This is a genomic window from Phenylobacterium parvum (genome assembly GCF_003150835.1).
In the GTDB taxonomy this organism is placed as follows: domain Bacteria; phylum Pseudomonadota; class Alphaproteobacteria; order Caulobacterales; family Caulobacteraceae; genus Phenylobacterium; species Phenylobacterium parvum.
Window position 1 is genome coordinate 327,348 of sequence record NZ_CP029479.1, and the last position, 23,616, is coordinate 350,963.

At 71.0% G+C, this 23,616-nt stretch carries 25 protein-coding genes; 7 read left to right on the forward strand and 18 right to left on the reverse strand.

Features of this window, described 5'->3' with window-relative positions:
• The first annotated feature begins 28 nt into the window (after positions 1-28).
• The 5 genes from HYN04_RS01585 to HYN04_RS01605 all read left to right on the forward strand — a co-directional run bounded on the left by HYN04_RS01585 (position 29) and on the right by HYN04_RS01605 (position 4,414).
• Complete coding sequence (locus HYN04_RS01585) at positions 29-1,165, forward strand: Re/Si-specific NAD(P)(+) transhydrogenase subunit alpha (RefSeq protein ID WP_110449138.1); 1,137 nt, start codon at positions 29-31, stop codon at positions 1,163-1,165.
• A gap of 11 nt (positions 1,166-1,176) precedes the next feature.
• Positions 1,177-1,512, forward strand: a complete 336-nt coding sequence (locus tag HYN04_RS01590; RefSeq protein WP_110449139.1) for a proton-translocating transhydrogenase family protein — start codon at positions 1,177-1,179, stop codon at positions 1,510-1,512.
• Positions 1,509-2,924 carry an NAD(P)(+) transhydrogenase (Re/Si-specific) subunit beta gene (locus HYN04_RS01595; RefSeq protein WP_110449140.1) on the forward strand — a complete coding sequence of 472 codons (1,416 nt, stop codon included), beginning with the start codon at positions 1,509-1,511 and terminating at the stop codon, positions 2,922-2,924. The genes HYN04_RS01590 and HYN04_RS01595 overlap by 4 nt, the downstream gene beginning before the upstream one ends.
• A 76-nt stretch (positions 2,925-3,000) precedes the next feature.
• Positions 3,001-3,522 carry a hypothetical protein gene (locus tag HYN04_RS01600; RefSeq protein WP_162599504.1) on the forward strand — a complete coding sequence of 174 codons (522 nt, stop codon included), beginning with the start codon at positions 3,001-3,003 and terminating at the stop codon, positions 3,520-3,522.
• A gap of 16 nt (positions 3,523-3,538) precedes the next feature.
• A complete protein-coding gene (locus HYN04_RS01605) occupies positions 3,539-4,414 on the forward strand; it encodes an alpha/beta hydrolase (RefSeq protein ID WP_162599505.1) in 876 nt (291 codons plus the stop codon).
• On the opposite strand, the gene tilS is transcribed toward HYN04_RS01605, so the two are convergent.
• The 11 genes from tilS to ruvC form a co-directional block, all read right to left on the reverse strand.
• Entirely contained in the window at positions 4,411-5,679 is a 1,269-nt protein-coding gene (gene tilS / locus HYN04_RS01610) for a tRNA lysidine(34) synthetase TilS (RefSeq protein ID WP_162599506.1), read from the reverse strand. The two genes, HYN04_RS01605 and tilS, sit on opposite strands and share 4 nt — an antisense overlap.
• Positions 5,667-6,395 (reverse strand): tol-pal system YbgF family protein, encoded by a 729-nt coding sequence (locus tag HYN04_RS13365; protein WP_162599507.1) that lies wholly within the window; start codon positions 6,393-6,395, stop codon positions 5,667-5,669. Before HYN04_RS13365 ends, tilS begins: the two co-directional genes overlap by 13 nt.
• Positions 6,396-6,399: 4 nt before the next feature.
• Positions 6,400-6,969 (reverse strand): peptidoglycan-associated lipoprotein Pal, encoded by a 570-nt coding sequence (pal, locus tag HYN04_RS01615; protein ID WP_110449144.1) that lies wholly within the window; start codon positions 6,967-6,969, stop codon positions 6,400-6,402.
• Positions 6,970-7,000: 31 nt separating this feature from the next.
• Complete coding sequence (gene tolB, locus HYN04_RS01620; RefSeq protein ID WP_110449145.1) at positions 7,001-8,290, reverse strand: Tol-Pal system beta propeller repeat protein TolB; 1,290 nt, start codon at positions 8,288-8,290, stop codon at positions 7,001-7,003.
• Entirely contained in the window at positions 8,287-9,120 is an 834-nt protein-coding gene (locus HYN04_RS01625) for an energy transducer TonB (RefSeq protein WP_110449146.1), read from the reverse strand. Before HYN04_RS01625 ends, tolB begins: the two co-directional genes overlap by 4 nt.
• Complete coding sequence (locus HYN04_RS01630) at positions 9,117-9,614, reverse strand: ExbD/TolR family protein (RefSeq protein WP_110449147.1); 498 nt, start codon at positions 9,612-9,614, stop codon at positions 9,117-9,119. Before HYN04_RS01630 ends, HYN04_RS01625 begins: the two co-directional genes overlap by 4 nt.
• 3 nt (positions 9,615-9,617) lie before the next feature.
• A complete protein-coding gene (gene tolQ / locus HYN04_RS01635) occupies positions 9,618-10,319 on the reverse strand; it encodes a protein TolQ (protein WP_110449148.1) in 702 nt (233 codons plus the stop codon).
• Positions 10,320-10,406: 87 nt separating this feature from the next.
• Positions 10,407-10,859 carry a tol-pal system-associated acyl-CoA thioesterase gene (gene ybgC / locus HYN04_RS01640; RefSeq protein WP_110449149.1) on the reverse strand — a complete coding sequence of 151 codons (453 nt, stop codon included), beginning with the start codon at positions 10,857-10,859 and terminating at the stop codon, positions 10,407-10,409.
• Entirely contained in the window at positions 10,849-11,895 is a 1,047-nt protein-coding gene (gene ruvB / locus HYN04_RS01645) for a Holliday junction branch migration DNA helicase RuvB (RefSeq protein ID WP_110449150.1), read from the reverse strand. The genes ybgC and ruvB overlap by 11 nt, the downstream gene beginning before the upstream one ends.
• Positions 11,892-12,509 (reverse strand): Holliday junction branch migration protein RuvA, encoded by a 618-nt coding sequence (ruvA, locus tag HYN04_RS01650; RefSeq protein ID WP_110449151.1) that lies wholly within the window; start codon positions 12,507-12,509, stop codon positions 11,892-11,894. The genes ruvB and ruvA overlap by 4 nt, the downstream gene beginning before the upstream one ends.
• A complete protein-coding gene (gene ruvC / locus HYN04_RS01655; RefSeq protein WP_110449152.1) occupies positions 12,506-13,006 on the reverse strand; it encodes a crossover junction endodeoxyribonuclease RuvC in 501 nt (166 codons plus the stop codon). The genes ruvA and ruvC overlap by 4 nt, the downstream gene beginning before the upstream one ends.
• Positions 13,007-13,280: 274 nt before the next feature.
• Between ruvC and HYN04_RS01660 the strand changes: the two genes are divergently transcribed.
• Positions 13,281-16,274: a TonB-dependent receptor plug domain-containing protein gene (locus HYN04_RS01660; protein ID WP_110449153.1), complete on the forward strand. Its 2,994-nt coding sequence runs from the start codon at positions 13,281-13,283 to the stop codon at positions 16,272-16,274.
• A 91-nt stretch (positions 16,275-16,365) separates the two neighbouring features.
• On the opposite strand, the gene HYN04_RS01665 is transcribed toward HYN04_RS01660, so the two are convergent.
• The 6 genes from HYN04_RS01665 to HYN04_RS01690 form a co-directional block, all read right to left on the reverse strand.
• Positions 16,366-17,085 carry a type I pantothenate kinase gene (locus HYN04_RS01665; RefSeq protein WP_110449154.1) on the reverse strand — a complete coding sequence of 240 codons (720 nt, stop codon included), beginning with the start codon at positions 17,083-17,085 and terminating at the stop codon, positions 16,366-16,368.
• The gene (locus HYN04_RS01670) at positions 17,082-17,843 is read right to left on the reverse strand and encodes a site-2 protease family protein (RefSeq protein WP_110449155.1); all 762 of its coding nucleotides are present in this window, start codon (positions 17,841-17,843) and stop codon (positions 17,082-17,084) included. The genes HYN04_RS01665 and HYN04_RS01670 overlap by 4 nt, the downstream gene beginning before the upstream one ends.
• 12 nt (positions 17,844-17,855) lie before the next feature.
• Positions 17,856-18,602: a YebC/PmpR family DNA-binding transcriptional regulator gene (locus HYN04_RS01675; protein WP_110449156.1), complete on the reverse strand. Its 747-nt coding sequence runs from the start codon at positions 18,600-18,602 to the stop codon at positions 17,856-17,858.
• Positions 18,603-18,825: 223 nt separating this feature from the next.
• Positions 18,826-19,608, reverse strand: coding sequence for an SDR family NAD(P)-dependent oxidoreductase (locus tag HYN04_RS01680; protein ID WP_110449157.1), 783 nt, complete (start codon positions 19,606-19,608; stop codon positions 18,826-18,828).
• Positions 19,609-19,628: 20 nt separating this feature from the next.
• Complete coding sequence (locus HYN04_RS01685) at positions 19,629-20,465, reverse strand: alpha/beta fold hydrolase (protein WP_110449158.1); 837 nt, start codon at positions 20,463-20,465, stop codon at positions 19,629-19,631.
• A gap of 13 nt (positions 20,466-20,478) precedes the next feature.
• Positions 20,479-21,444 carry a quinone oxidoreductase family protein gene (locus tag HYN04_RS01690; RefSeq protein ID WP_110449159.1) on the reverse strand — a complete coding sequence of 322 codons (966 nt, stop codon included), beginning with the start codon at positions 21,442-21,444 and terminating at the stop codon, positions 20,479-20,481.
• Between the two features lie 100 nt (positions 21,445-21,544).
• On the opposite strand from HYN04_RS01690, the gene HYN04_RS01695 reads away from it, so the two are divergent.
• Positions 21,545-22,237 (forward strand): VOC family protein, encoded by a 693-nt coding sequence (locus HYN04_RS01695; RefSeq protein WP_110449160.1) that lies wholly within the window; start codon positions 21,545-21,547, stop codon positions 22,235-22,237.
• Between the two features lie 153 nt (positions 22,238-22,390).
• Here HYN04_RS01695 and HYN04_RS01700 read toward each other — a convergent pair whose 3' ends face one another.
• A complete protein-coding gene (locus HYN04_RS01700; RefSeq protein ID WP_110449161.1) occupies positions 22,391-23,545 on the reverse strand; it encodes a DegT/DnrJ/EryC1/StrS family aminotransferase in 1,155 nt (384 codons plus the stop codon).
• Positions 23,546-23,616 lie beyond the last annotated feature (71 nt).

The window sequence follows — 23,616 nt, forward strand, 5'->3', positions numbered from 1 at the left end:
GCGCGCAATGGGAGGGCCGGTCCAAGCCATGGCCGTCATCGCCGTCATCCGCGAGACCCACCCCGGGGAGACCCGTGTTGCAGCCACGCCGGAAACCGTCCGCAAGCTGATCGCTGCGGGCTTCGAGGTCGCTGTCCAGTCGGGCGCCGGTCTTTCGGCCTCCTGTCCCGACGCTGACTACGCCGCCGCTGGCGCACGGCTTGCCGGATCCGCAGCCGACGCCGTCAAGGGCGCGGACATCCTCTTTGGGATCCGGACACCCTCCGCCGAGGCCCTGTCGGCCCTGAAGAAGGGCGCCATCGTCGCAGCCTCGCTGAACCCCCATCAGGATCGCGCAGGCCTCGAGGCCCTGGCCGCCCGGGGGGTGGACGCCTACGCCCTGGAGTTCATTCCCCGCATCACCCGGGCCCAGGTGATGGACGTCCTGTCCTCGCAGGCCAACCTTGCGGGTTATCGCGCCGTGATCGAGGCCAGCACCGCCTATGGCCGCGCCCTGCCGATGATGATGACCGCCGCCGGCACCATCGCCGCCGCCAAGGTCTTCGTGATGGGGGTCGGCGTCGCCGGCCTTCAGGCCATCGCCACGGCCCGCCGCCTCGGCGCCGTCGTCACCGCCACCGACGTCCGTCCCGCCACCAAGGAACAGGTGGAGTCCCTCGGCGCCAAGTTCATCGCCGTCGAGGACGACGAATTCCGCAACGCCCAGACCGCCGGCGGCTACGCCAAGGAAATGAGCGCCGAGTACCAGGCCAAGCAGGCCGAACTCGTCACGGGGCACATTGGCAAGCAGGACATCGTCATCACAACGGCCCTGATCCCGGGCCGGCCGGCGCCGCGCCTCGTCACGGCGGCCCAGGTCGCCGCCATGAAGCCGGGCTCGGTCCTGGTCGACCTCGCCGTCGAGCAGGGCGGCAATGTCGAGGGCGCCCGGGCCGGCGAGACGGTCGAGACCGCCAACGGCGCGAAGATCCTGGGTATTCCCAACCTCCCGGGAAGGGTCGCGGCTGACGCCTCGGCCCTCTTCGCCCGGAACCTCCTGGCCTTCTCGGGCCTGCTGCTCGACAAGGACGGGGCCCTGGCCCCGGACCTCGAAGACGAAATTCTCAAGGCCGCCCTGGTCGTCAGCGGCGGAAAGATCGTGCACCCGGCCCTCGCCGGGTCCTGACGGAGGCGCCCATGGACGTCGATCCCACAGTCTTCCGGCTGGCCATCTTCGTCCTGGCCATCTTCGTCGGCTACTACGTGGTCTGGAGCGTCACGCCGGCCCTCCACACGCCCCTGATGGCGGTGACCAACGCGGTGTCCTCTGTGATCATTGTCGGCGCCCTGCTGGCGGCGGCGGCCCAGGCCGCACCCGGCGCGGGCGCCGGCGCCGTCATGATCTCCAAGGGGGCGGGCGCCCTGGCGGCGGCCCTCGCCGCGGTCAACATCTTCGGGGGCTTCCTGGTCACCCAGCGGATGCTGGCCATGTACAAGAAGAAGGATCCGGTGAAGAAGGACGCCGCCAAGTGAGCGCCAACCTCGCCGCCATCCTCTACCTCGCCTCGGGCGTCCTCTTCATCCTCGCCCTGCGCGGGCTCTCCAGCCCGGTGACCAGCCAGGCGGGCAACCGCAACGGCATGATCGGCATGGCGCTGGCGGTGGGCGTGACCCTCGTCACCCTGTTCAGCCAGGGCAAGCTCGACGGACTGACCGTGGGCCTGATCCTGGCCGGGGTCGGGGTCGGCGGCGTCATCGGCGCGGTGATCGCGCGCCGGGTGGCCATGACCTCCATGCCGCAGCTGGTCGCAGCCTTCCACAGCCTGGTCGGCCTCGCCGCCTGCCTGGTCGCGGTGGCCGCCATCTACACCCCGGGCGCCTACGGCATCGGCGCCCCCGGCGCCATCCACGGCGTATCCCTGGTGGAGCTGTCCCTGGGCCTGGCCATCGGTGCGGTGACCTTCACCGGTTCGGTCATCGCCTTCGCCAAGCTGAACGGCAACATGTCGGGCGCGCCGATTCTGCTGCCCGCCCGCCACGTCCTGAACATCCTGATCGGTCTCGCCCTCGTCGCCCTGATCGGCGTGCTGGTGGTCAGCGGCGGCTCGGCCCTCTGGGCCTTCTGGGCCATTTTCGCCCTGGCCCTGATCCTCGGGATCACCCTGATCATTCCGATCGGCGGCGCGGACATGCCCGTCGTGGTGTCCATGCTGAACAGCTATTCGGGCTGGGCGGCGGCGGCCCTGGGCTTCACCCTCGAGAACGTCACCCTGATCATCACCGGCGCCCTCGTGGGCTCTTCAGGGGCGATCCTGTCCTACATCATGTGCAAGGCGATGAACCGCAGCTTCGTCTCGGTCATCCTGGGCGGCTTCGGCGCTGACGACAGTGCGGCGGCGGCCGGCGGCCGGGTGGAGACGCGCCCGGTCAAGCAGGGCTCGGCGGAAGACGCGGCCTTCATCATGAAGAACGCCTCCAAGGTGATCATCGTCCCGGGTTACGGCATGGCCGTCAGCCAGGCCCAGCACGCCCTGCGCGAAATGGCCGACAAGCTGAAGGAGGAGGGCGTCGATGTGAAGTACGCCATCCACCCCGTCGCTGGCCGCATGCCCGGGCACATGAACGTCCTGCTGGCCGAGGCCAATGTACCCTACGACGAGGTCTTCGAGCTCGAGGATATCAACGCCGAGTTCCCGACCGCGGACGTGGCCTTCGTCATCGGCGCCAACGACGTCACCAACCCCGCGGCCAAGACCGACCCCACCAGCGCCATCTACGGCATGCCCATCCTGGACGTCGAAAAGGCCCGGACGGTGCTGTTCGTGAAGCGCGGCATGAGCTCCGGCTACGCCGGCGTGGAGAACGAGCTCTTCTTCCGCGACAACACCATGATGCTGTTCGGCGACGCCAAGAAGATGGTCGAGGGCATCCTCAAGTCCCTCTGAGCCGGCGCGCAGGTCTCTGTCTTGCCGCCTTGGCCCAGCAGGTCCATGCTGCCTCCCATCAACAGGGAGGCAGGCCATGCGCAGTTTTGTAAGCGGGCTTTTGCTCGCATCGGTTGTTCTGGTTTCAGCTTGTTCCGGGCCCAAGGCTCCGGAGACTCCGGCGGCGCCCGCCGCCTTCACCATCCCCCTCAATCCCAACACCAACGGGGTGCTGGAATCCCGGTCCGCACGGATCACCCTGGGCAAGGGCCCCCAGGCCTATTCCGCGGACGTCGCCATGACCCCCAGCTGGTGGGTGGCCTCCGACGGCTTCAAGATCGTCTGGTTCTCCGGCATGAGCCAGACCAAGCGCTACTTCCAGTTCAGCGGGGAGACGCCCGGCGAGGCTGCGCGGCCCAAGCTGCTCAAGTCGCCCGAGGAGGCCGTCCGCGAAGTGAAGGTCGCCTTCGACGGCGGACCGCCGGTCGCCGTGCGACCCGAGGCGACACGGGCGGTCTTCAAGCCGCCACCTGGCGCAAAGGCCGTCACCTCGGTGGAAATCGCCTTCGGACCGGCCGATGCACCTGGCCTCTACGCCTGGAAGTCGCCCTCGCCATGAACCCGGAGGGATCGTGGTGACCGCCACCGGTGACGCCCCTCCGTCGCGGGGGGAATGGGTCCGCATCCGCGACCGGCGGCTGCGCATCGTCCGGGAGGGGCCCTGGGAAGGCGACTCCGGGCCTGGCCGCCTGGTGGTGATGGAGTGCGGGGCCTTTGGCTGCGCCCCGGACTGGCACCTGGTCCAGATGAAACTGTCTGACCTCGGCGTGCGCAGCCTGGCCTACGACCGGGCGGGCCTCGGCCTGTCGGACCCGGGCCCCGACCCCCGGCATGGGCGGGCGATCGCTGACGATCTCGAGGCGCTGCTCAGCCAACTCGGCGATCCCTCGCGCCTGGTCCTTGTCGGGCATTCCATGGCCGGCCTCTTCCTGAGGGTCCTCGCGCCCCGCCTGAACGATCGGCTGGATGGACTGGTGCTTGTGGACGCCGTGACGCCGGAGGCGGTCGATCATCCGGCCGCCGCCCGGATGATCGGCGGCTTCCGCAGCGCCATGTTCCTGCTGGACCGGGTCGCGGGCCTGGGCGTCATGCAGCCCTGGGCGATGGTTGCCGGCGACCGGATCGGCCTGCCGCCAGCGGTCTCGCTCGAGAAACGCCGGATCTACGCTTCAGCCTCCCACGCCCGGGCGTCGGCGCGTGAGGTGCAGCAATGGCTTCAGACTGCGGAACAGGGGCGGAGCGAAGGGCCCTTCGACCCTAACCTCCCCGTCGCCGTTGTGACGGCCGGGGCCGTGCTCCTGCCGCCGGAACTCCAGCGCATCCAGAACGCCCCGGCCGAGGCCTCCCGTTCGGGATACCTGGACCGGGTGGAAGGCGCCGGACACGCCAACCTTCTCGGACCCCGCTATGCGGAGCGGGTTGTCCGGGGCGTCCAGCACGTCCTGGCCTAGTCCCTGACGCCGGACTCCGAAGCGATTTCACCGCAGGCCGCCGCCAGGCGCGCCCGGGCCAGGCCGCGTAGGCGAACGCCTGAATCTTCCCCGGAGGCCAGCCGGGTTCCTGCCTCGGACACCACGGCCGGAAGGCCGCCGCGGAAGGTGGGGGGAACCTCCGCCAGCGTCGCCCGGGTCCTCGGTGGCAGGCTCGACATCCGGCCGGCGAGGCGCGTCACTGTCACCGGCCGGACCGCCTCGACCTCGAACCGGCCGTCCAGGACGCCGACCTCGCCGGCGCCCAGCGCCAGGTCAGGAACGCCTGCCCGCGCCATCTCCCCCGCCGTCCTTCCCCACAGGATGTCACGGGCGTCGGCCTGGACCTGGGCCCCGGCCAGGCTGGCCTGGACCTCCCCGGCGTCGACCAGCCGCAGGCGAAGGGCCTCCAGGGCTGCAGTACGGGCGGGGCGAACCCCGCCGCCGGCCGCCAGGCAGGCCGCGCCCAGCACTCGGCGGGCGGCATCGGGGCCCGCCTGCCGGAAGGCCTGTCGGTCAAGGGCGAGGCCGAAGGGTGTTGCGCGGACCTCGGACGTCAGGGCGGCGGCCCCGGAGGCATCATGGGCGACGCAGGCATCCGTCACCGCCCCCTGGAGGCGGGCGTGACGGGCCCGGCTGCGGGCGAAGCGGGGGTCTTCATTGGCCGGGTCCTCGATCCAGGTCTCGCCGGCTTCGGCCAGCCACTCGCGGATCTCCGCCCGCCCGACGGCGAGCATCGGTCGGAGCAGGAAGACGCCCCGACCCTCGGGCCAGGCGGGCGAAGGGCCCCATTCCCGGGGCGACGGAGTGGTTCCCCCTTCCGCCCGCATCAGGGCCGCCTCGGCAAGGTCATCGGCGGTATGGCCCATCAGGAGGACCCGGGCGCCCGCCGCGCGGGCGGCGTCGGCCAGCAGGGCGTGCCGCGCCCTGCGCGCGGCGGCGGGAAGCCCTGACGCCGGATAGGGACCCCGCCAGGCGAGCGCCCGGAAGCCGGCGCCCAGCCGGTCGGCGGCAGCGGCGCAGGCGGTGGTCCATTCGGCGGATCCGGGCTGGAGCCCGTGGTCGACGGTCAGGACCAGGAGGGGCCGGCCATGCCGCCGGGCCCAGCCGGCGGCGATCCGCGTCAGGGCCAGGGAGTCCCCGCCGCCGGACAGGGCGACGGCCAGGGGCGCGCCCGGACCGACGTCGAGCCGGGCGTCCAGCCGCCCCTCGACCCTTTCGTCGAGACCGGGGGTCAGGTCCCGCACTGGGACTGGGCGGCGACCGCCGCCGCCCGCTTGCGCGTGCCTTCCGGCGCGGTCGGATACCGGGCCGCAAGCTCGCCGAGGGCCTGGCAGGATTCCGAGGTCTTCCCGATCCGCCCAAGGGCCCTGGCGAGCTCCACCACCGCATCTGGCGCCCACCAGGTGGAGGGCCATCCCTTCAGGGCGGTGATGTAGTCTGCAGCGGCGTCGGCCCAGGCGGCCTGCTGTCCCCGGGCCCGGCCGCGAAGATAGGCGCCTTCCCCAGCCTTCGGGTCCTGGGGAGAGGCCGCAAGCCAGGCCGTGAGCGTGGCCTCCGCCCCCTGCGCATCTCCCGACTGGAGCTGCTTGCGCCCGCGGGTCAGGCCATCCTCTGCGGGGGTCGAGGGAGTCGCGGGGGTCGCCCGGACGGGCGCAGGGCTCGCTGCAGGCTGAGGGCCGGCGGCGGCCGGCGTCGGACCCCGTCCCGCTTCCAGGCCGGTCACCCGGTCCTGCAGGCCCTTGAGGTCGCCGCGGGCCAGGTCGGCGGCGCGGGTCGCCGCCTCAAGCTGGGCGTTGACGCCCTGGAGGGCTTTTTCAAGGTCCGCGACGCGCTCGGAAAGCTCCTTAAGGCGGACGTCCCGCGGATCTTCGGCGACAGGCGCCGCGCGAAGCTGGGACGGCTCCGCCAGGGCGAGGGCCAGGGCGAGCATCACCGGCGCTGAAAGCCACGGCGCGCGCATGGGACTAGCGCGCCCCTGCGACGATGGCGGTGCGCGCATTGCGGTTGCGGCGGAAGGCCTCGTCATCCGCACCCGGGTCGACGGGCCGCTCCTTGCCGAAGGAGACCGTCGAGATCCGCGAGGGCGAAACCCCGAGGCCGACAAGGTAATCGCGGACCGCCGTGGCCCGGCGCGAGCCCAGGGCCAGGTTGTACTCCCGGGTCCCACGCTCGTCGGCATTGCCCTCGATGCGGACCTGGACGGCCGGATAGCGGTTCAGCCAGGCGGCCTGGCGCTCCAGGATGGCCGCCGCCTCGTCGCGCACCTCGTACTGGTCCACCTCGAAGAAGATCCGGTCGGTGACATTGATCACGAAGTCCTGGACTGAACCCGGCAGGGCCCGGCCCGTAACGGCCGTCGCCGGCGCCACCGGCTGGATCGTCCCGGACCCGGCGGCGGCATTGGCGTCGGGGCCCGCAGCGGCCTCGGGCGTCGCCTTGGTCTCGGGCCCGGCCTTCGGGGTGGACTGGCAGCCCGCAAGGATCGCGGCGGCGGCCAGCAGGGGGGTCCAGCGCAGGACGGCGTTGCGGTTCATTCGGGTATCCTCTCGAGGCAGTTGGGAGGGGTCAGTTGATGAGGGGCGACCAGGCCGGGTCCGAGGCCCCGCCGGAATAGGGAGCCGGGTTCAGGATGCGGCCGGTGACGTCCACGGTCCAGAGGCGGGGTTCGCCTCCGGCAGCCTGCCGGCTGAACAGGATGACGCGCCCGTTCGGCGCCCAGGTCGGTCCTTCGTCCATGTAGCTGGAGGTCAGGGTTCGCTCATCCGACCCGTCGGGGCGCATGACGCCGATGTGGAACTGGCCGCCGCCCTGCCGGGTGAAGGCGACCAGGTCGCCCTTGGGGCTCCAGACCGGCGAGGTGTAGCGCCCTTCGCCGAAGGAGATCCGCCGGGCCCCGCCGCCGTCAGCGTCCATCACGTACAACTGGGGCGAGCCCCCGCGGTCGGAGTTGAAGACGATCCGCCGGCCGTCCGGCGAGAAGGCCGGCGAGGTGTCGATGGCCGGGTCCGAGGTCAGGCGGCGGCTCTGCCGGTTCACCAGGTTCATCACCCAGATGTCGGAATTGCCGTTCCGCTCCACGGCGAAGGCCACCTGGGACCCGTCGGGCGAAAAGCGCGGCGCAAAGACCATGCCCTGGAACTGGCCCAGGCTCTCCCGCCGGCCGGTCTCGAGGTTGAGCAGGTAGACCGATGAGCCCTCCGGCCGCAGGGCCATGTAGGTGATCTCCTGGCTGGACGCCGAGAAGCGGGGCGACAGGACAATCTCGGATCCGTCGGTGAGATAGCTGGGATTGGCGCCGTCCTGGTCCATCACCGCCAGCCTAAGCTTGCGGTCGAGGCGCCCGCCGGTCTCCGAGACAAAGACCACCCGGGTGTCGAAATAGCCATTTTCGCCTGTCAGTCGCTCGTAGACGGCGTCCGAGATCTTGTGCGCCACCCGGCGCCAATTCTCGGGCGTGGAGGTGAACTGGAGGCCCAGGAGCTGCTGGCCGGCCGGGATGTCCCAGAGGCGGAAGTCCACCTGCAGCCGTCCGTCCACCAGGCTTGCCTGCCCGTTGACCAGGGCCTGGGCGCCCAGGGTCTTCCAGGCTCCGAAATCCGGCTCCGTAGCGGCTTCGGTCTGCCGTCCCGCCGGGTCGATGGGGGCGAAGAGGCCCGAGCGGGCCAGGTTCTCGCTGATCACCCGGGCGATGTCGGCGCCCCTGTCGCCGCCAAAAGCAGGGACGGACAGGGGCAGGGGACGGATGTCGCCGCGGTTGACGTCCACCTCGATCTCGGCGCGAGCGGGCGCCGGGGCTGCGGCGAAACCGCCCAGGGCGAGGCCGGCGACGAGCAGGGCGAGGGCGGTCTTTCTCATGAACAGGCCTCCCGGGCGTTGAAGTTGACGGCGATCCTCTGGCCGGCGGGGCTGGCGAGGTCGGGGAAGGGGGCGGCCTGGTGGACTGCGCGGATGGCGCGCTCGGCCGCCGCGCGGGCCACGGCATTGTCCGACCGTTCCAGGCCGCCGGCCTCCACCGGGCCGGACAGGTCGCCGGCGGGCGACAGGCCGAAGCTGACCCGGACCCGGACGTCCCGGCCGCCCTCGACCCCGCAGTTGGGGTTCCAGAGTTTCTGGAGTTGGTCCTGGAGGCCCGCCAGGGCGGCGGCGCTGGGTCCCGACCTGGCCCCGCCCGAGGGCGCCGCGGGGCCGGGGCGGTTTCCGGTCAGTCGCGAGACCTGGCCGGCGAGGGCGTCGAGGTCCAGGCCTCCGGCCGGCCGGCGCGGCGTCGCGGCGGCGGGGGCGGTCGTCGCCGGGCGGGAGGCGGCCGAGGGTGCGGCTGGTGTCTTCTGGAGGGGCTGAGGCCGTGCGGCGGTCGTCGTTCTGGGGACGGGCGCCGGCGGTTCTGCAACCCGGCGCGCCGGGCTGGGCGCCGGCGTCGGGGTGGGAACGGGCGGCGGCGAGACGGGTTCAGCCGGGACCGCCTCCGCTGTCGCCGGTTCGGGGGGCGCCGGCGCTGCGGGAGGCCCCGCCGCAGCCGCCTGGGCGGCGGCCAGGTCCCCGGAGGTCGCGAGTCGCACGGTGACGGGCGGCCCCTCGCCCGCCGGATCGCCGGCAGGGGGACGGAGGAGGATCACGGCCGCCAGCACGCCCAGGTGCAGGAGCCCCGAGGCCAGGACAGCCGGACTGGGGCGCACGGAGGTGTTCACGGCGGCGGCGTCTCCGCCGGGACCGGACCGGCGGGCGGGCCGCCGGTGTCGGTGATCAGGCTGACGCTCTTGAAGCCGCGCACCGAGAGGGCCGCCATCACCCGCGCCACGTCGGCATAGGCCGCCCGGCCGTCGGCCCGGACGAAGACCTGGCGTTCGGCATTCCCGACGGCGGCGTCGCCCAGGGCCGGGCCAAGGGCCTCGAAGGCGACCTGCCGGTCCTGGACAAAGACGGACCCATCCGCCCGGATGGAGACCGCCAGGGGAGCCTCGGTCTCGCGGATCGCCCCGGCCTCGGTGCGGGGAAGTTCCAGGGGCACGCCTGCGGTCAGCAGGGGCGCCGAGATCATGAAGACGATCAGCAGGACCAGCATGACGTCCACCAGGGGCGTGACGTTGATCTCGGACAGGGCCGAGCGCCGGCTCCGGCCGTAGCGCCGCCGACGGCCGCCGCCGCCGGCCCCGGAAAAGGCGTCATGGGCGGAAAGGGCCATGGCTCAGACCTTCGAGGCCAGGCGCCGCTGGACGGCGGTGGAAAGGTCGTCGGCGAACCCCTCCAGCCGGGCGGCGTAGCGGCTGACCGCCGTGGAGAAGTGGTTGAAGGCGATATAGGCCGGAATGGCGGCGATAAGGCCCAGGGCGGTGGCGAAGAGCGCCTCGGCGATGCTGGGGGCCACGACGGCGAGGTTGGTGTTCTTCTGGACGGCGATGGCCTGGAAGCTGTGCATGATGCCCCACACCGTCCCGAACAGGCCGACGAAGGGAGAGGCGGTGGCCACGATGGCCAGGGCCGACAGGCCCGTCTCCACCCTGAGGGCCTCACGGGCGATGGCGGCGTCGAGGACCCGGTCGATCCGCTGCACGAGGAAGGCCGCCTGGCCTTCGGACACGGGCCCCTTGGCGCGGACCTCGCGCCACTCGAAAAGCGCCGCCTGGAGCATCCGGTGCAGGGCGTGCGGCGGGTTGTCGCCGGCCTCCAGGGCGATGTCCTCGAGGCTGCGACCCGAGGCGGCCTCCGCCTCGAAGGCGTCCGCCGCCCGGTTCAGGCCGCGCAGGCGCACCGCCTTGTCGAGGATCACCGCCCAGGACGCCAGCGAGGCGAGGCCCAGGAAGATCATCACCGACTTCACCACCCAGTCCGCCCGGGCGAACAGGGCGACGAAGGAGAAGGTCTCCGGCGTGATGGCGGCGGGCTCCATGATTGCTCCCGGTTGTGTCGTGTCAGGCCCAAATCGTATGTCTTCGACACCTGCTCGCGCAGGAGCATGGCGAAGATTGGGCCGCACCTAACCGAAGAGGGGCGCCAGTTTGGTTAACATTAGCTTCGAGGGCCGGGCCGGACGACCGGAAAGGTCGATGCAGGCGGCCTCCACGACGGCCTCGCAGAGCCGCTCCTCGCCCCGCCGGATGTGCTGGCGGAAGAACAGCCGCGGGCCGCGTATCCGTTCATAGAGGGTGCGGACTTCCAGCGCGTCGTCGATCCGCGCCGGCCGACGGAAGTCGATCTCCATCCGTACGACCGTGAAGGCCGTCGGGCGGTCGCCGTCGAGGAGGTCGGTGTGAGACACCCCCGCCGCCCGCAGGGCGTCGCTGCGGCCCCGCTCGAAATAGCGCAGGTAATTGGCGTGGTAGACGACGCCGGTGAAGTCGGTGTCCTCGTAGTAGATGCGGAACGGCAGGATATGCTCGCGCCCCTCGTACCGCCCGCTGGTCGGGACGTCGCGGTCGTCAGTCGGCATCGCCGTCTCCTTCGAAGAGCCCGGCCTGTCCGGCTGGAGGCGGCGAGGGCGGCGGGGTCAGGCCGAGGTGCTCGTAGGCCCGGGCGCAGGCGACCCGCCCCCGGGGCGTGCGCTGGATGAAGCCCTGCTGGAGCAGGTAGGGCTCGATGACGTCCTCGACCGCGTCCCGGGCCTCGGCGATGGCGTAGGCCAGGGTTTCCAGCCCGGCCGGGCCGCCGGCATAGTTCTCGATCAGGGCCTTGAGATAGCGGCGGTCCAGGCTGTCCAGGCCGGCGGGGTCCACCTCCAGCCGGGCCAGGGCCCGGGCGGCGGCGGCCTTGTCGATGGCGGCGGCGCCCTCGGCCTCGGCGAAGTCTCGCACCCGCCTCAGCAGACGCCCGGCCACCCGCGGCGTGCCCCGGGCCCGGGCGGCGATCTCGCCGGCGCCGTCTTCGGTCAGGTTGAGCCCCAGCCGCCCCGCCGCATGGGCCAGAACCTTCCTCAACTCGTCGGCGGAGTAGAACTCCAGCCGGATCGGGATGCCGAACCGGTCCCGCAGGGGGGTGGCCAGCATCCCGGCCCGGGTGGTCGCCGCCACGAGTGTAAAGGGGGAAAGGTCGATGCGGATCGACCGGGCCGCCGGCCCCTCGCCGATCATCAGGTCGAGGACATGGTCTTCCATGGCGGGATAGAGGATTTCCTCCACCGGCGCCGCCAGGCGGTGAATCTCGTCGATGAACAGGACGTCGCGCGGCTCGAGGTTGGTCAGTATGGCCGCCAGGTCGCCGGCCTTGGCCAGGACCGGCCCTGAGGTGGCGCGGAAGTTCACCCCCAGCTCCCGGGCGATGATCTGGGCCAGGGTGGTCTTGCCCAGGCCCGGCGGGCCGAAAAGCAGGACGTGGTCCATGGCCTCGCCCCGGCCGCGTGCGGCGTCGATGAAGATGGAGAGGTTCGACTTGGCGGCCGCCTGGCCGACGAATTCCGACAGGGTCTGGGGCCGCAGGGCGCGGTCGCCGGGCTCGGGCGGCCCGGGTTCCCCGGAGACCAGGCGGGTCACCGGCCCATCTCCTTCAGGCCCGCCCGGACGAGGTCGGAGACGGCGGCGTCAGGGCCTAGGGCCGCAGCGGCCTGGTCGACCAGCCGGCGGGCCTGCATCTCGGCCACGCCCAGGCCCATGAGGGCGGCCACGGCCTCGCCCGCCGCGGAGACGGGGGCGGGACCGGGCGCCGGCGCGGCGGCGACGCCGGCGGCGCTGAAGCTTGCCGAGCCGATGGGCTTGCCCTTCAGTTCCACCAGGATTCGCTGGGCCAGCTTGGGACCGACGCCGCTGGCGCGGCCCACCTGGGCCTTGTCCTCCCGGGCCACGGCCTCGGCGAGGGCGGCGGGGGGCAGGACGTCCAGCACGGCCAGGGCCGCCTTGGGCCCGACCCCCTGGACGGATTGCAGGAGGACGAAGGTGGCCCGCTCGTCGGCGTCGAGGAAGCCGTAGAGGCGGGGGCCGGCGCTTTCCGACCACTGGGTCTCGACCCTCAGGGCGACGGCCTCCCCGGCGGCGGGCAGGCGCGACAGGGTCCGGGCGCCGCAGCGCACGACCCAGCCGACCCCGCCCACATCGATCAGGGCCTCTTCCTCGGTGGTCTCCAGGACCCTGCCCGCCAGCCGCCCGATCATGCGGCAAGCCTTCCCCGGGTGCGGGCATGGGCGTGGGCCACGGCCACGGCCAGGGCGTCTGCGGCGTCCGCCGTGGCCCCGGCGGACCCGGGCAGGATGCGGGAGATCATGAAGGCGACCTGGTCCTTGTCGGCCGCCCCCGTTCCGACCACCGACTTCTTGACCAGCCGCGCGGCATACTCGGCCACCGGCAGGCCCGCCTTCGCCGGCGCCAGCAGGGCCGCCGCCCGGGCGTGGCCCAGCTTCAGGGCCGAGGCGGCGTTGTTGTTCATGAAGGTCTCCTCGATGGCCGCCTCGTCGGGTGACCAGTCGGCGACCACGGCGCTGATTCCCTCGAACAGGGCCAGGAGGCGCTCGGAGAAGGGGGCCTTCTCGTCCGGGGCGATCACCCCGTGCCCGAGGTGCGAGAGCCGGTTGCCCTCGACCCGGATCACGCCCCAGCCCGTTTTCCGGAGGCCGGGGTCCAGGCCGAGGATTCGGAGGGGAGCGGGACTCATGCGGCCTTCCCGGCGGTTGTTCGTGATGTGTTCCTAGGCGGGTTCGCGAGCGGAGGGAAGGGGGCGCTGCAATCCGCATCTCCAGCGCCGTCTGCCTGTTTCCTGGGCGGAATCGCGTTCGAACCGCGGCGGAAATGTGACACATGCAACAAAACTAGACGACAGCGCGCAGCTTCTCTAAGGAGCGCCCGCAGGAGTTTGTTAAGTCAAACTACGGACCGGGCGCGCTATTGCGCGCGCCTGTGTGCAATCCTTTCATGGAGTCTTTCGGGACATGGCTTTCAGGCACGCACTTTTGAGGACGACCGTCATCTCCGGTCTCGCCGCCCTGGCGTTTGCGCCGTCGGCGCTCGCACAGGAAGCGACTGACGTGGACGAACTGGTCGTCACCGGCTCGCGCATCAAGTCCAGCGCCTACACCTCGGCCTCGCCGATCCAGGTGATCACGGGCGAGACCCAGACCCTCCAGGGCCTGGTCGATACCGCCGAGGTCCTGCAGCGTTCGTCGCTCGCCTCCGGTTCGTTCCAGGTGAACAACCAGCTGACCGGTTTCGTCACCACCGGCGGTCCCGGCGTGAACACCATCAACCTCCGCGGCCTCGGCTCCAACCGGAACCTGGTCCTGCTGAACGGGCGCCGCGTCGGCCCCGCCGGCACCCGCGGCACGGTCGGCCCCGTCGACCTGAACGTCATCCCGCAGTCGGTTGTGAACCGTATCGAGATCCTGAAGGACGGCGCCTCGTCGATCTACGGCTCCGACGCCATCGCCGGCGTCACCAACATCATCACCAACGATCGGATCGACGGTGGTGAAGTCCAGATCTACGGCAACATGGGCGAGCAGCGCGGCGGGGAAACCTTCCGCATCAACGGCACCTGGGGCAAGACCTTCGACCGGGGCTACCTGAACATCTCGGGTGACTATTACGAGCAGAAGGTCCTGCGTCGCGAAGATCGTGACGACACGGCCTGCGCCGCCGACTACCTCGTCGACCCGGCCACCGGCCAGCGCGTCGACTACAAGAACACCGAGGGCGGCACCAAGTGCTACAACCTGTTCGCCAACACCCTGCGGACCGGATCCTTCGGCGACCTCGTCTACACCCTTCCGGGCATCACCTACCCGACCGCCGCCCAGGGTAACGCGGGTTCGAACGCCACCATCGCGGTGCCCGCCGGCTTTGCCCGGAGCGCCCGCGCCGGCTTCCCGCTGACCTATCCCTACGCCGAGCAGGAAGACCCGCTCTTTGGACGCGCCTCGATCCTCAGCCCGGTCAAGCGCTACACGATCTACGCCACCGCCGGGATCGACCTGACCCCGAACATCGAGGGCTATACCGAAGTCCTGCTGAACCGGCGCGAGTCGGCCCAGTACGGCGTGCGCCAGTTCTTCCCGTCCCTGGCCACCGCCTGGATCCTCGGCAACCCGAACAACCCCTATGGCGCAAGCCTCGGCAGCCAGCTGCCGATCATCCCGATGAAGTCCGACCGGGCCCAGACCGTCGACTACGCCCGGGTCCTTTTCGGCATGAAGGGTGACATCTCGGGCCTTGGGTTCCTGGATGGCTGGTCGTGGGACGCCTTCGTCCAGCATTCGCGTTCCGACGCCGACTACGGTGTGGACGTGATCTACAACGACCGCGTCCTGGCCGTGACCACCGGCGCCCTGGCCTGCGATCAGACGCGGATCACCATCTCGGGCGGGCAGTGCTCGTCTATCCCGACGGGCATTCCGCTGACCTCGCAGCGTGTCCTCGCCGGTAACTTCAACGCCGCGGAAAGCGCTTTCCTCTTCGGCTATGAGATCGGCAACACGGTCTACGAGCAGACCCAGTTTGAAGCCTCGATGACCGGCGACCTGTTCCAGCTGCCCGCGGGCGGCGTGGGCACCGCCATCGGCGTCAGCTACCGCAAGGACCGGATCGACGACCAGCCCGGCATCAATGAGCGCTCGGGCAACTTCTGGGGCTCCAGCTCCGCCGGCCGTACCCGCGGCGGCGACACGGTGAAGGAGGTCTTCGCCGAGTTCAACGTGCCGGTGCTGAGCGGCGTCCGTTTCGTGGAAGCCCTCGATCTGACCCTTTCGGGCCGTTACACCGACTACGAGAGCTACGGCTCCAACGAGACCTACAAGGTCGGCCTGAACTGGGCGATCGCCCCCTGGCTCAAGATCCGGGCTTCCGACGGCACCTCCTTCCGGGCGCCGGCGCTCTACGAACTGTACCTGGCCAACCAGACCAGCTTCCTGGGCCAGACCTCGGTCGATCCCTGCATCCGCTACGAGGAGAGCTCCAACGAGTTCATCCGCACCAACTGCGCGGCGGCCGGCGTTCCCCAGGGCTACACGGCGGCCGGCACCTCCAGCGCCACCATTGTCACCGGTGGCGGCGCCGGCGTCCTGGAGGCCGAAACCTCCAAGGCCCGCACCTTCGGCATCGTCTTCACGCCCAAGCAGTTCGACCTGTCGGTGGCGGTGGACTACTTCGAGATCGAGGTGAACGACGAGGTCCGCCAGTTCGGCGCCTCCAACATCACCTTCCAGTGCTATTCCCGCCAGGACTTCCCGAACAACCCGTACTGCGGCCTGATCACCCGGGCCACCGGAGCCACGCCGCAGATCACGACGATCAACAACAGCTATGTGAACGTCGCCAGCCAGAAGAACCGCGGCATCGACCTGAACATCCGCTACGTGAACGAGTTTGACTTCGGTCGCCTCCAGATCGAGGGCGAGTTCACCTGGCAGCTGGAAGACAAGACCCAGCTGCTCGGTTCCTCCACGGTCGAGGACTTCAACGGCACGACCTACGGCTATGACGGTCCGGACTTCACCGGTAACGTCAACGCCCGGTTCAGCAAGAACGACTGGACTGTCTTCTGGGGCATGAACATCATCGGCAAGGGGTCGGATACCGGCTACCTCGGCCGGGACGAGTTCCTGAGCACCCGTTACTCGACGACCTGCCGCAATTCGGCTGGCGCCGTGGCGCCCTGCACCACCCTGCTGGCTTCTGCGGCGACGGCGGGCGGCCTGACGGTGATCGGGACCCCGATCCTCTACAAGCAGTACACCGAGTTCTACATGACCCACGACCTGACCGTCCGGAAGCGGATGGACAAGTGGACCCTGCAGGGCGGTGTGCAGAACCTGTTCGACGAGCGTCCGCCCGCGGGCTCGGCCGGCCAGTTCCGGATCGGCACCGCCGCGCTCAACGGCTACGACATGGTGGGCCGCAGCGTGTTCCTGCGCGCCGGCTACAAGTGGTGATGACGGCCGGGGTCTGATCCCCGGCCACTTCGGGACTTTCGGGGCGGCGGACTTCGGTTCGCCGCCCTTTTTCTTTGCCCGGGATACGAGCCTAGGGCCGCCCGATCCCCGCGATCTGGTGGTCCGGCCCCTTCCGCACGACAAGGTCCGCCACCGGCCGTGCACGCACGATGTGCTGGCGCAGGTTGGGCAGGTTGACCCCTTCCCAGACCCGGCGCGCCAGGTCGGCGACGGCGTCGCGGTCCATGGTCCTGAAGCGGGCGTAGAAGGAGGCCGGGTCGTGCTCGGCCGCCTCCCAGAACCCCAGGAACCGGGCCACGTACCAGGCCTCCAGGTCGGCCTCTTCGGCATCGAGATAGAGCAGGAGATCCAGAGGGTCTTCCGGGGCCGGCGCCTCGGCGCGGAGATGCAGGTTCAGCCCCTCGGCGATCAGGATGTCCGGCCGGTCGATGCGGCGCGCGAGGGCCGGGTCGATGTCGTAGGTGACATGGCTGTGGACCGGAATCTCGATGGGCCCGGAGGGGATGGCCGCCAGGGCGGCCAGCATGCCGGGGGTGTCGAAGGTGTGCGGCCAGCCCTTGAGGTCGAGGGCGCCTTCGGCCTGAAGGACCGCATTGGGCTTGAGGAAGCCGTCGGTGGAAATGACCTCCACGGAGAGTCCGCGTTCGGACAGGCGCCCGGCCAGCCGGGTGGCGAGGGTGCTCTTGCCGGCCGACACGGCGCCGGTCAGGCCGGTCACGAGGGTCCTGCCCGCGGCCCTCGCGGCTTCGAGCCGGGCGGCGAGGTCGTCAATCCCCGGATCGGGCGTCATGCCCCCAGCCGGGTCCAGAAGCGGAAGTCCGAGAGGCCCTGGAAGACGAGATCGGTCGGCAGGCCCACCGCCCTCGCAAGGCTGACCGCCAGGCCGAACAGGACGGTGGAGGCCCCCGGCAGCAGCAGGAGGACGGCCAGGACGATCAGGGGCGCGACGGGTTCGATCCGGGACGCCGCGACCCGCACCCGGACAGGCAGGAAGGGCCTCAGCACGCCGAAGCCGTCAAATCCGGGCACGGGCAGGAGGTTCAGCACAACGGCGGTCGCCTGCAGGAAGGCGAGGAAGGCGATGGCCGCGGCCAGGGTCTGGTACGCCTCCCCGGCCGGCCAGAAGGCGAGGGGCAGGGACAGGGCGACCAGCACCAGGAAGGAGCCGGCGGGCCCCGCCAGGGAGGCCGCTGATCGCCAGAGGGGCCCGCGCATCAGGTCCTCCCGCAGCCAGACCGCCCCGCCCGGGAAGCCGATCCCGCCCAGGGCCAGGGCGATGAGCGGCCAGATCAAGGTGGTGTGCAGGTCGGCGTACTTGCGGGGATCGAAGCTCAGATAGCCCTTGTCCTCGACCGTGTGGTCGCCGCCAAGCCAGGCGATCCAGGCGTGGCCGAACTCGTGGACGGCCACCGCCAGGACCCATCCCAGCATGACGAAGATGAAGGTCAGCGGCGGCCAGTCCTGCGCCGTCATCAGCAGGGCCGTGACGAGGCACCCGAGGAGGATCAGGACGGCGGGGTTGCCGGATTTGGCGGCGGCGCGGGCCATGCCGGAGCTCCGTCAGGCCCCGAAGGCTTCGAGGTCGGCGTCGGAGATGTCGTAGTTCCCCCAGACGGTCTGGACGTCGTCATCGTCCTCCAGGCCGTCGATGAGCTTGAGCAGGGTCCCGACGGCGTCGCCCTCCACGGGGGTCAGGCTCTTGGGCCGCCAGGCCAGGCCGGTGGACTTGGCGGCGCCCAGCGCGGCCTCCAGGGCCGCCGCCACCTCGTTCAGCGCCTCGAAGGCGGCGAAGACCACGTGTTCCTCCTCGTCGGACTCCACGTCGTCGGCGCCGGCCTCGATGGCCGCCTCCATCATGGCGTCCTCGCCGCCGGCCGAGGCCGGATAGACGATGCGGCCCACCCGGTCGAACATGAAGGAGACCGATCCGGTCTCGCCCAGGTTGCCGCCGTGCTTGGAGAAGAGCGAGCGGACATTGGCCGCCGCCCGGTTGCGGTTGTCGGTCAGCACCTCGACGATGACGCCCACGCCGCCCGGGCCGAAGCCCTCGTAGCGGATCTCCTCGTAGGAGGCGGCGTCGGCGCCCGAGGCCTTCTTGATCGCCCGCTCAATGTTGTCCTTGGGCATGGACTCGGCCCGGGCGTTCGCCACCGCCAGGCGCAGGCGCGGGTTCATGGCCGGGTCGGGCATGCCGGTCTTGGCGGCGACGGTGATCTCGCGCGACAGCTTGGAGAACAGCTTCGACCGCTGGGCGTCGGCGCGGCCCTTGCGGTGCATGATGTTCTTGAACTTGGAATGTCCGGCCATGGGTCCCTGCGGGCAGAAGGCGATGCGAGGCGGTTTCTAGCCGCCCGCACTCCGCCTGACCAGTCCGGGTGCGGGGCGTCGGGCGTCAGCTGGGCCGCCGCTGACCCCCTCCGGCCCGCATTCGCGGTCCACCTCCCCCTTGGGGGAGGAATAAGAGCGCCAATTGCTCCCCCGAGGGGGAGCTCCCGGCGAAGCCGGGTGAGGGGGTCCGCTGAGCCGACCCCTACCGCCGCCGGACCACCGGATGGGAGGAGGACAGGCCGCCGTCCACCGCAATGGCCTGGCCGTTCACGTAGGAGGCGTCGTCGGAGGCCAGGAAGAGGCCGGCGTGGGCGATCTCCGAGGGCACGCCGTAGCGCGTCAGGGGGTTGAGCTGGCCGATCTTGGCCTCATTGCCGCGGGCGCGGGCGCCGTCGAAGATGGGCTTGGTCATGCCGGTCTCGATCAGGCCGGGACAGATGGCGTTCACGCGCACGCCCGTCCCGTAGAGGTCGTTGGCCGCCGTCTGGGCCAGGTTGATCACCCCGGCCTTGGAGGCTGAATAGGGCAGGCCGCCGGCGCCCGAGCGGATGCCGGCCACCGAGGCCGTCATGACAATGGAGCCCTGGCCCCGCGGGACCATCACCCGGCTGGCGTGCTTCACCGCCAGGAAGGGGCCGATCAGGTTGACCCGCAGGACCTCGGCCCAGTGGGCGGCGTCCTGGTCCTCGCGGGGGACCGCGCCGCCCGAGATGCCGGCGTTGGCCCAGATGGCGTCGAGGACGCCATGCTCGGCGACGGCCCGGTCCACCAGCCCGGCCACGAAGGCCTCCTCGCCGGCGTCGCCGACCAGGGCGACCACGGTCCCGCCGGCCTCTCTCACCTGCCGGGCGGTCTCCTCGGCGGTGTCGAACTTGTCGGCGATGACCAGCTTCGCGCCCTCGGCGGCGAACAGCAGTGAGGCGGCGCGGCCGATTCCCGAGCCGGCGCCGGTGATGATGACGGATTTTCCGGAAAGACGTCCCATGGTCAGGCTCCTTGAAGGGGTCAGCCGGCGCGGGCGGCGGCGGCGAGGATGGCGTCGGCGACAAGGCCGAAGAGGGCGGGGGGCAGGTCGTGGCCCATGCCCTCGATGATCCGGAGCTCCGCCCCGGGGATCTTGGCGGCGGTGTCCCGCCCGCCTTCGGCCGGCAGGAGGGGATCATCCGCCCCGTGCAGGACGACGGCGGGGGCGGTGATCCGCGCCAGGCGCGCAGAGCGGTCGCCCGTGGCGCCGACCGCCCGCATCTGGCGGCTTGACCCGGTCGGGTTCCAGGCGCGCTCAGCCTCGGCCCGGGCCCGCTCCGCCAGGGCGCCTTCGGGCCAGGGATAGGCGGGGCTGCCGATCACCAGGGCGTTCTCCACCGCCGCGGCGACGTGGGCCTCGGGGTCGGTGCGGAAGTCCGGCGTCGGCTGGGTCAGGACCGCCATGGCCCGTGGGGTCGCCTGCGGCAGGCCGGGCGCCGAGGAGGTGGACATGATGGAGGTCACGGACAGGGTGCGCCCGGCATGGTCGGCGGCGATGACCTGGCTGATCATGCCGCCCATGGAGACCCCCGCCACATGGGCGGCGGTGACCCCGGCGGCGTCCAGCACCGCCATGGCGTCGGCGGCCATGTCCTCCAGGGTGTAGGCGTCGCCTTCCCCGAACCAGGCGGACAGTCCGGTGTCCCGGTTGTCGAAGCGCAGGGCCCGGTAGCCGGCGTCGACCAGGAGGGCGCAGAAGGCCTCCGGCCAGCGGGTCATCTGCGAGCCCAGGCCGTTGACCAGCAGGATGGCCGGGGCGCCGGGATCGCCGAAGCTCTCCCAGCAGATCCGCACCTCGCCGTTCTTCGCAAAGGGCATCGGCGGCCTCGCCTCAGGGAACCAGGACGACCCGGCCGACGGCGGCGCGGCTCTCGATGTAGGCGTGGGCGGCGGCGGCCTCCGACAGGGGGAAGGTCCGGTCGATCACCACCTCCAGCTCGCCCCGGGCGGCGTCGTCGATCAGGCCCTGGATCATGTCATGGACCCGGTCGGTCATGATCTCGGCTCCGAGGAAGACCCCGGACAGTCCGCGGTTGCCGCCCATCATGGAGCCGACGTCCACCACCATGGGCTCGCGCCCTGCGGCGCCCACCATGGACACCCGGCCACGATAGGCGAGGCTGTTGATCGAGCCCTGCAGGGTGGAGCCGCCCACGGAGTCCACCACCACGTCGGCGCCGTGGTTGTCGGTCAGGCGACGGACCTCGCGAGGCACTTCGTTCACCCGGTAGTTGATCCCGGCCGTCATCCCCAACGGCTTGAGGCGCTCAAGGCGCTCGTCCGAGCTGGCGGTGGCCAGGATCATCTTCGCCCCCGCCCGGCGGGCCAGCTGGATGGCGGCGACGCCGACGCCCGAGGCGCCCGCCTGGACCAGGACGATCTCGCCCGCCTTCATCCGCCCGTACTCGAACAGACAGTCGTGGGCGGTGCCAAAGGTTACGGGGATGGCCGAGGCCTTGGCGATGTCGTAGCCCTCGGGAACGGGCCAGCAGTTGCGGGCCGGCACGCTGCGCAGGGCGGCGTGGCTGCCGAAATTGTTCACGGTGGCGACCTTCTGGCCGACCTTCAGGTGGGTGACCTCGGCGCCGACCTCGATGATCTCTCCGGCGGCCTGGTAGCCGACGATGTGGGGTTTTGTGACCAGGGGTCCGCCGAAGCGGTTCAGGGTGTCGCCGCCCTCGATGGCGATGGCCTCGACGCGGATGATGACGCCCTTGGGATGGCAGGCCGGATCGGGGACGTCCTCGTAGCGCAGGACCTCGGGTCCGCCGTTCTCGTAATAGACCGCCGCCTTCATGGGCCTGGCTCCTGGTTGTTGTCTCCCTGTCCTTCCGACTTGTCACGGGCCGGGATCGCGGGCAAGCCCGCAGGGGTGGGGACAGGAGAGGGAGGCGCCCATGGACCTGGCCAAGCCGCGCGTGGACATCGGCATGTCCACCAACAACCTCGACGCCGTGCTGGCCTTCTGGCAGGGCGAGGCAGGGGTCCCCTTCGATCACCTCCTGCCCATCCGGCGGGGCCAGAACCAGCACCGCCACGACGCCAACGGCTCGGTGCTCAAGATCAACGCCTATGCCGAACCGGTCCCGGCCGGGGAGCCCACCGGCTACCGCGAGCTCTTCCTGGCGCGGGAGGGCCTCGCCCAGCCCCGTCCCCTCGCCGATCCGGACGGCAACCGCGTGACCCTGGTCCCCCCCGGCTGGCGCGGGATCACCCAGGCCGGGATCCGCCTGGCGGTGCGCAGCCTCGCCGCCCATCGGGCCTTCTACGCCGGCGCCCTGGGCCTGGCAGAGGAAGCCTGGGAAGGCGGCGCGGCCTTCCGGGCGGGCGAGACCCTGCTCATCCTGGAGGAAGCCGCTGACGCTCCGTCGGACGCGACCATGCCGGGGACGGGCTGGCGCTACATCACCTTCCAGGTCTTCCGCGTCGACGCTGACCACGCCCGCGTCCTCGCCGCCGGCGGCCGCGAGGCCATGCCCCCGACCACCCTGGGGACGACGGCCCGGATCTCCATGGTCCGCGACCCCGACGGCAACTGGATCGAACTGTCCCAGCGCGCTTCCATCGTGGGGACGCTGGAGGCCGGATAGGCGCGCAGACGACGGCCCTTCAGCAGACCCCCTCCGGCCCGCATTCGCGGTCCACCTCCCCCTTGGGGGAGGAATGAAGACGTAATTGCTCCCCCAAGGGGGAGCTCCCGGCGAAGCCGGGTGAGGGGGTCAACGGCCGCTCAGCGGAATCACCTAGCCCGCGAAGGCGCACACCGCGGCGATGACCTGGTCCTGCACGTCGGGCTCCAGGTAGGGGTGCATGGGCAGACTGAGCACCTGGTCGCAGAGGGCCTCGGTGACGGGCAGGCCGCCGGGTGCGGGATAGCCGGCGTAGGGGCCCTGGCGATGCAGGGGCAGGGGATAGTAGACGGCGGTCGGGATCTCGGCGGCCCTCAGGTGGGCGGCGAGTCCATCGCGATCGGCGCACTTCACCGTGTACTGGGCCCAGGTGCTGCGGCCGCCGGGGATGACCACGGGGGTCTCAACCGCACCTTCCAGGCCCGCGGCGTAGCGGTCGGCCACCCGGTTCCGGGCCTCGATCTCGTCGGGGAAGATGGCCAGCTTCTGGAGCAGGATCGCCGCCTGCAGGGTGTCCATGCGGGCGTTCATGCCGATCCGCATGTTCAGGTACTTCGGGTCATGGTCGAAAGTCCGGCCCTCCACATCGGACTTCACCGCCTGGCCGTGCACCCGCAGGCTGACCAGCAGGTCGTGCAGCCGGGCGTCCTTGGTCAGGACCGCGCCGCCGTCGCCATAGGCGCCCAAGGGCTTGGCCGGGAAGAAGGAAGTGGTGGCGACGTCCGCCCAGTGGATGGGGTGATGGCCGTCGAGAGTGCAGCCGAATCCCTGTGCGGAGTCGGCGATCAGCTTCAGGCCATGCCGGCGGGCGATGTCCGCCAGGGCCGGATAGTCCGCCGGCTGGCCGAACAGGCAGACGGCCATGATGGCCCGGGGTGTCAGAACGCCCTCGGCCTTCACCGCGACGATCGCGGCCTCGAGCCGCTCCGGGTCCAGGGTGAAGGTATCCGGGCGGACGTCCACGAAGACCGGCGAGGCGCCGACCAGGGGCATGACCTCGGCCGTCGCGGCGAAGGTGAAGGAGGGGCAGAAGACGGCGTCGCCCGGCCCGATTCCCCAGGCCATCAGGGGCAGCTGCAGGGCCTCGGTCCCCGACCCGCAGGACAGGACAAAGGGCGCCTCGCCAAACTCGCCTAGGGCCTTTTCCAGCTCGGCGATCTCGGGACCCATGATCCAGGCGCCCGAGCGGACGACCTTGAGGATGGCGTCCTCGAGGGGCTGGCCCAGGCGCTGGCGCTGGGCCTGGAGGTCGATGAAGGGAATCGGCATGACGCACCCCAAACCGGAAACAGGCGGGCGCTTCTTAAGGGCGCCCGCCCGCATCCGCCAGACACGCTTGT

Excerpts from the sequence above, each read along its gene's own strand:
- tolQ (WP_110449148.1), bottom strand. The coding sequence starts at position 10,319 with ATGGAGCCCGCCGCCATCACGCCGGAGACCTTCTCCTTCGTCGCCCTG.
- HYN04_RS01690 (WP_110449159.1), bottom strand. The coding sequence starts at position 21,444 with ATGAAGGCGGCGGTCTATTACGAGAACGGCGGACCCGAGGTCCTGCGC.
- pal (WP_110449144.1), bottom strand. The coding sequence starts at position 6,969 with ATGAACCGCAACGCCGTCCTGCGCTGGACCCCCCTGCTGGCCGCCGCC.
- ruvA (WP_110449151.1), bottom strand. The coding sequence starts at position 12,509 with ATGATCGGGCGGCTGGCGGGCAGGGTCCTGGAGACCACCGAGGAAGAG.
- HYN04_RS01590 (WP_110449139.1), top strand. The coding sequence starts at position 1,177 with ATGGACGTCGATCCCACAGTCTTCCGGCTGGCCATCTTCGTCCTGGCC.
- HYN04_RS01660 (WP_110449153.1), top strand. The coding sequence starts at position 13,281 with ATGGCTTTCAGGCACGCACTTTTGAGGACGACCGTCATCTCCGGTCTC.
- ybgC (WP_110449149.1), bottom strand. The coding sequence starts at position 10,859 with ATGCCGACTGACGACCGCGACGTCCCGACCAGCGGGCGGTACGAGGGG.
- tolB (WP_110449145.1), bottom strand. The coding sequence starts at position 8,290 with ATGAGAAAGACCGCCCTCGCCCTGCTCGTCGCCGGCCTCGCCCTGGGC.
- HYN04_RS01675 (WP_110449156.1), bottom strand. The coding sequence starts at position 18,602 with ATGGCCGGACATTCCAAGTTCAAGAACATCATGCACCGCAAGGGCCGC.
- HYN04_RS01680 (WP_110449157.1), bottom strand. The coding sequence starts at position 19,608 with ATGGGACGTCTTTCCGGAAAATCCGTCATCATCACCGGCGCCGGCTCG.
- HYN04_RS01630 (WP_110449147.1), bottom strand. The coding sequence starts at position 9,614 with ATGGCCCTTTCCGCCCATGACGCCTTTTCCGGGGCCGGCGGCGGCGGC.
- HYN04_RS01665 (WP_110449154.1), bottom strand. The coding sequence starts at position 17,085 with ATGACGCCCGATCCGGGGATTGACGACCTCGCCGCCCGGCTCGAAGCC.
- ruvC (WP_110449152.1), bottom strand. The coding sequence starts at position 13,006 with ATGAGTCCCGCTCCCCTCCGAATCCTCGGCCTGGACCCCGGCCTCCGG.
- HYN04_RS01585 (WP_110449138.1), top strand. The coding sequence starts at position 29 with ATGGCCGTCATCGCCGTCATCCGCGAGACCCACCCCGGGGAGACCCGT.
- HYN04_RS01600 (WP_162599504.1), top strand. The coding sequence starts at position 3,001 with ATGCGCAGTTTTGTAAGCGGGCTTTTGCTCGCATCGGTTGTTCTGGTT.
- HYN04_RS01695 (WP_110449160.1), top strand. The coding sequence starts at position 21,545 with ATGGACCTGGCCAAGCCGCGCGTGGACATCGGCATGTCCACCAACAAC.
- HYN04_RS01685 (WP_110449158.1), bottom strand. The coding sequence starts at position 20,465 with ATGCCCTTTGCGAAGAACGGCGAGGTGCGGATCTGCTGGGAGAGCTTC.
- HYN04_RS01670 (WP_110449155.1), bottom strand. The coding sequence starts at position 17,843 with ATGGCCCGCGCCGCCGCCAAATCCGGCAACCCCGCCGTCCTGATCCTC.
- HYN04_RS13365 (WP_162599507.1), bottom strand. The coding sequence starts at position 6,395 with ATGCGCGCGCCGTGGCTTTCAGCGCCGGTGATGCTCGCCCTGGCCCTC.
- HYN04_RS01700 (WP_110449161.1), bottom strand. The coding sequence starts at position 23,545 with ATGCCGATTCCCTTCATCGACCTCCAGGCCCAGCGCCAGCGCCTGGGC.